Consider the following 1035-nt stretch of genomic DNA (forward strand, 5'->3'; position numbering starts at 1 on the left):
CTATACTGTGAATGGCAACAACGTCAATAACGTGGGCGATGCGATCACTGCATTAGACAAAGGCTGGACTTTACAAAGTAATGGTACCAATGCAACTGCAGTAAAAGCTGGTGATACGGTAGACATTGGTACGGTTGCAGGTGAAACCAACCTGAAAGTGACCAAGACCGGCAATACGATTCAGTATGGCTTAAATCGTGACCTGAATATTGACAGTGTAACGGCAGGGGACAGCAAGCTGGATACGAATGGTTTAACCATCACTGGTGGACCAAGTGTGACCAAGACTGGTATTGATGCTGCAGGTAACACCATCAGTAACGTAGCAGCAGGCACCAATGCCACCGATGCAGTAAACAAAGGCCAGCTTGATGCGTTAAGTACCTCAAGCAACAACAAGACTGATGCCTTGGGCAACAGCACAGCCAACAATCTGGGTGGTGGTGCAAGCTATGACAGCACTACAGGTGCAGTAAGCTCACCAACTTATGTCACCACTAAAACTGATGGTACAACAGTTAATGCCAACAATGTCGGTGATGCCTTAACTAACCTGAATAATGAAGTGGTTAAACCGATTACCTTTGCAGGTAACAGCGGCAGTGTTGATCGTAAATTGGGTGAAACCCTGAATATTACAGGTGGGCTGACAGCATCTGGCTCGAACTCGAATGTGAAGACGGTCATCAGTGGTAATACCGTTGATATTCAACTTGCAGATGCACCTGTGTTTGCAGGGAAGCTGACAGCGAACGGACTGGATGCCAATGGTGAGAAAGTTACGAATGTCGGTGCGGGCACAGCAGCAACCGATGCAGTAAACAAAGGTCAGCTTGATGCGTTAAGCACATCAAGCAACAACAAGACTGATGCCTTGGGCAACAGCACAGCCAACAATCTGGGTGGTGGTGCAAGCTATGACAGCACAACAGGTGCAGTAAGCTCACCGACCTATACTGTGAATGGCAACAACGTCAATAACGTGGGCGATGCGATCACTGCACTGGACAAAGGCTGGACTTTACAAAGCAATGG

The 1035-nt window shown here is 47.7% G+C and carries 1 pseudogene; it reads left to right on the top strand.

Annotated elements, in window-relative coordinates:
• Window positions 1–1035 (top strand): annotated as a pseudogene (locus J576_RS19305) (hypothetical protein); the annotation flags it as partial.

Source organism: Acinetobacter sp. 766875, assembly GCF_000582055.1.
GTDB lineage: Bacteria > Pseudomonadota > Gammaproteobacteria > Pseudomonadales > Moraxellaceae > Acinetobacter > Acinetobacter nosocomialis.